This is a genomic window from Jatrophihabitans lederbergiae, assembly GCF_031845305.1.
GTDB lineage: Bacteria > Actinomycetota > Actinomycetes > Mycobacteriales > Jatrophihabitantaceae > Jatrophihabitans_A > Jatrophihabitans_A lederbergiae.
Genome location: NZ_JAVREH010000111.1, coordinates 1 through 4,147 on the forward strand (window position 1 = coordinate 1; position 4,147 = coordinate 4,147).

General features: G+C 67.6%; 3 protein-coding genes. 1 reads left to right on the top strand and 2 read right to left on the bottom strand.

Going from position 1 to position 4,147, the window contains the following annotated elements:
- Positions 1–321: 321 nt before the first annotated feature.
- Positions 322–639 (bottom strand): hypothetical protein, encoded by a 318-nt coding sequence (locus tag RM423_RS24095; RefSeq protein WP_311425581.1) that lies wholly within the window; start codon positions 637–639, stop codon positions 322–324.
- 1,041 nt (positions 640–1,680) lie between these two features.
- On the bottom strand, positions 1,681–2,937 hold the full coding sequence (locus RM423_RS24100; protein ID WP_396327863.1) for an RbtT/DalT/CsbX family MFS transporter: 1,257 nt from the start codon (positions 2,935–2,937) through the stop codon (positions 1,681–1,683).
- Between the two features lie 243 nt (positions 2,938–3,180).
- Here RM423_RS24100 and RM423_RS24105 point away from each other — a divergent pair.
- The coding region (locus RM423_RS24105) for a sugar-binding transcriptional regulator (RefSeq protein ID WP_311425583.1) at positions 3,181–4,147 on the top strand (967 nt) is incomplete at its 3' end.

Sequence of the window (4,147 nt, forward strand, 5' to 3'; positions counted from 1 at the left end):
CACATGCGGCCCGTCGCCCCCGCTGACTTTCAAGTACCTTCGCAGGCGATCGAGACGACGGAACGGGTGGTGGGCTGTTCGAGTTCTGGGTGTTGTCGCGGCTGCATGATCGTCGACCGGTCCGGGCGCGTGACCTGCCGGCGGCGGGCCGGCCGGTGACCCTCATCTGGGTCAAGCGCGCTGCGTCGAGCAGGCGTGCGCGATGCGGACCTGGACCAAGCGCAGGGAGCAGATCCGCCCACTCGCCAGCCTCACCGAGCGCGCGCCGGGGGCCTGCCGACGGGTCGGTCAGGACGGCCACACCGTAGCTCAGGTCGGTGGTTACGACACGCCGACTCCCCTGTACCCGGACTCCGTAGGCATCGCGAACCGTCCGGTCTGTGCTCGCATCGACGCCCTAGTCTCAGAAAGGCGCTCGGGATGCTGCCGAGCGTCGAACAGGAGGGCAAAGAGATTGCGCGTGTCGATGAGCAGCCCACCTGCACCGGCGAACGCAGTGACCACATCGCCGCGCCCGTTGAGGGCATGTGGTCGGGTGGCAGGGTCTTCCCGCAGGAAATGATTCGCGAGGTACCACAGGCGCGGGGGCGTTTGCTTTTCCTCGCTGGCGTACATCGTCGCGTACTTCATCAAGTTCATGAGCCCCGACTCCGCCGCCAGCGCACCGACCGGCACGGACGCCAGAGTCGAAAGCCCCGACAAGCAAGCGATGGCCGACACGGTCTTCGTCGAAGTCTGAGCCCGACCCGCCAGGCGCTGCAGGCCAACGCCATCCTCACGCGCGTGGCCCGCGACGCCGCCGCGTCTGCACACCGCACAGCTGGACGCCTCAGTCGAACGCGGTCTGACATTCGGGCCGTCGTCCTCACCCCCGGCCACATAGACCACATAGACCACATAGGGATAGGGGAATGGCCAGCGCCGGGGCGGCCGATGTGGCCGTGTACCTGCATCCGGCCGATGCGGCGCTGGCGGCCAAACCGCGCAGCAACAGCACTGACAGCAGCCTGCTGCCCCACCTGCCCTACCTGCCCTACCCCAGCTACCTGGGCCGGGCCCTCTGGGGCGCGGCATCGCCCAGGGGTCGTGGCGACCGCAACCGATGCCAGCCGCAGTGCCGCTCACGGCGCCCGCGGCCGCCCAGCGATCACTTGGTGCGACCCCCCTGAACCTCCCGTCGCGCGCCGCTGCTGTCTGGAAGCGGACGGGTCTACGAGACACCGCGGCATCATCAATCCTGGCGGGGCGGGACCAGCGATCCTGGCAGTCCGCGTTCCCAGAAGACCGCTCGCCGGGGTGCCGATCAGGCGACACCCTCGTCGTCACCGATCATGAGCCACACGCCTGCCGACCCGTAGATAAAGGACGTTATCTACTGGCGGTGGGTGCACCGGTTTGGAGGGCGGCGGCGTGGTCGTCGACCCGGCATCCGCAGGGTTGGGCGACGGCGACCACGGCCAGTTCGCGGCCACGCGTGCGTTGCGTTCGCGTAGTCCGCTGGTAGGTCGTCGGTGCAGCGCGGGCAGCGCGGGCGGTATCCGGCCGGCCACGCCACACTCTGCAGCCGGGCGTGGTGTCTTTCGTTGCGGCAGTGTGGTGCGGGCGCCTTCCGAGCTGCCTGGCGTCCTTGGCTGTCATGTTGTGCTGGTCGTGCTGGTCGTTGCGGTGAGTGGTTGGGGGTTAGTGGGCGCGGGCTCCTTTGGTGTCTGCGTCGACTTTGAGGAAGCTGACCAGGATGAACCCGACGACGTAGAGCGCGACGAAGGCCCAGACGACGCCGATGTTGCCGGCCCATGGTTTGACGATCGCGACGACCGCTGCCCCGGAGAACGCTGCGCCTCCTGCGGCGGTGGTGTACATCGCGATCGCGGCGCCTTTGTCGTCCGGGGCTAGGGCGGGCATGATCGCGCCCATCGGGACGAACCCGGCCAGCATGATCCCGAAGATCACTCCGGCGGCGGTAGCGAGCACGAAACCGACCGTTGATCCCGGGGTCACCCAGTGGGCGACGTACCACCACGCGAGGAGCCCTAGGGCCGAGCCGGTGATCCCGATCCATTTGACGGTCCGCTGCCAGCCCCAGTGGTCGCCGATCGTGCCAAACATGGCGTTGAAGATGATGTTCCCGGCGTAGACCGCGACGGTCATGAGCAGCCAGCGTTGCTGCCCGAACTTGAGGTCGGTGGTGATCACGGCGGGCAGGATGATGAACATCCCGTACTCCGGTGAGGTGTTGATCAGCCGGACTAGGAAGCCCATGAAGATCTTGGGCCGTTTCACGGTCAGTCGCAGACCACTGCCAATCACCGCGCCAGCTGATTCCTCTTCCGGTGCGAGCCGGGACCGGCCTTGGCGTTCCTTGACCCCGAACCAGACGATCAGGAACCCGGCGACCACGAACGCGGCGGATGAGGCCATGGTGCGGATCTCGCCGCCGTACCCGCCGCCGAACAGCGGGATCAGGATCACGGCGTAGAGCGAGCCGAAGGTGGGCAGGCCGCCGGTGAACATGACGTAGAACCATCCGACGGCGGCTCCGTTGCGTTTGCTCGGGACCACCGTGTTCACCCAAACCAGGAAGGAGAACGCGAACAGAGGGTACCCGAACCCGCGGAAGAAGTAGCTGGCCATGGTCAACGGGGTGGAGCCCAGGTGCAGGCTGAACAGGAAGCACGCTTCGAAGATCACCCAGATCGCTGCGCCCAGCGCCATCACCCGGCGCGGCCCGAACAGGTCGGACAGGGCCCCGGACATGTACGAGGCGATGATCACCGCCACCCCGTACATCGCCACCAGGGTCGGGACCACCGCGTTGTTGCCGAGCCCTTGCCCAATCACCGGGGCCACGAAGCTGGCCTCGACCCCGTGGCCAAGCATGAACACCAACACCCCAAGGAACCCCCACCGCAGCTCATGGGGGATACCGAGCCGGTCCAGCCGGGTCTCCGCGCGGCCACCCGGCTCGCCCGGTTTGCCGTAATCACCGCGCGCCGCCGAGGCCGCCGCGAGTCGCCGTGCTCTTCGGCGGCCGCCGCGGATGAGGTGTCTGACGCCATAAACAGCACACTCCCTAGCTGACAAACGAGCAGAAGTACATCACGTTTGAGAGGAGTAAAGGGCCGGGGCGGCGCGTTGTCAAGGGTCGGCCACCAAGTGAGCAAGACAGGTACTCTTTCGAGCATGACCGAGTTGAGCACCGCGTCCCTGGGCGGCCCCAGCGCGGCCCTCCAACTCGCCCAGATCGCGCGCCGGTTCTACCTGGGCGGCCAGTCCAAACAGGACATCGCCGCCGAGCTGGGGCTCACCCGGTTCAAGGTCGCCCGGCTCATCGAACAAGCCCGCGAGGCCGGCGTCGTCCGGATCGAGATCACCTCCCCCCAACCCATCGACCCGGAGCTGTCCGAGAAACTGGCCGCGGCGTACCAGCTGCGGCACGCGATCGTGATCACCGTCCCCGACCACCCCGAAGCCGACCTGCGTCGGCAGCTCGCGAAGGTCGCCGCCGCCCTACTAAGCGAGATCGTCACCGACCAGGACGTCCTCGGGATCGGCTACGGGCGAACGTTGAACGCGACCACCGCCGCACTCACCCACCTCGCCCGGTGCACCACAGTCCAGCTCACCGGCGCCCTGCTCGGGGTGCAGGTCAGCGAGAACAGCATCGAGCTAGTCCGCCGGGTCGCCGCCGTCACCGGCGGACCGGCCTACCCCCTCTACACCCCCCAGGTGCTCACCGACCCCGGCACCGCCCACACCCTGCGCCAGCAACCACAAGTCGCGCAGGCCCACCAACGCTTCGACCACATCACCAAAGCCATCGTCGCCGTCGGATCCTGGGAACCGCCGCACTCCCAACTCTACGAAGCGCTCAGCAACCCCGAACGCGACAAGTTCCGCGACCTCGGCGTCACCGCCGAAGTATGCGCCACCCTGCTCGACGCCCACGGCAACCAGGTCGCCGCCGACTTCACCGACCGGTGCATCGCCATCACCGGCACCCAACTACAAGCCATCCCCGACGTCATCGCCGTCGCCGCCGGAACCACCAAACACAACGCCATCAAAGCCGTCCTCCAAGGCGGCTACGCCAACAGCCTGATCACCAACCACACCGTCGCCCGCCACCTCCTCGAACAGGGGGGGGGCG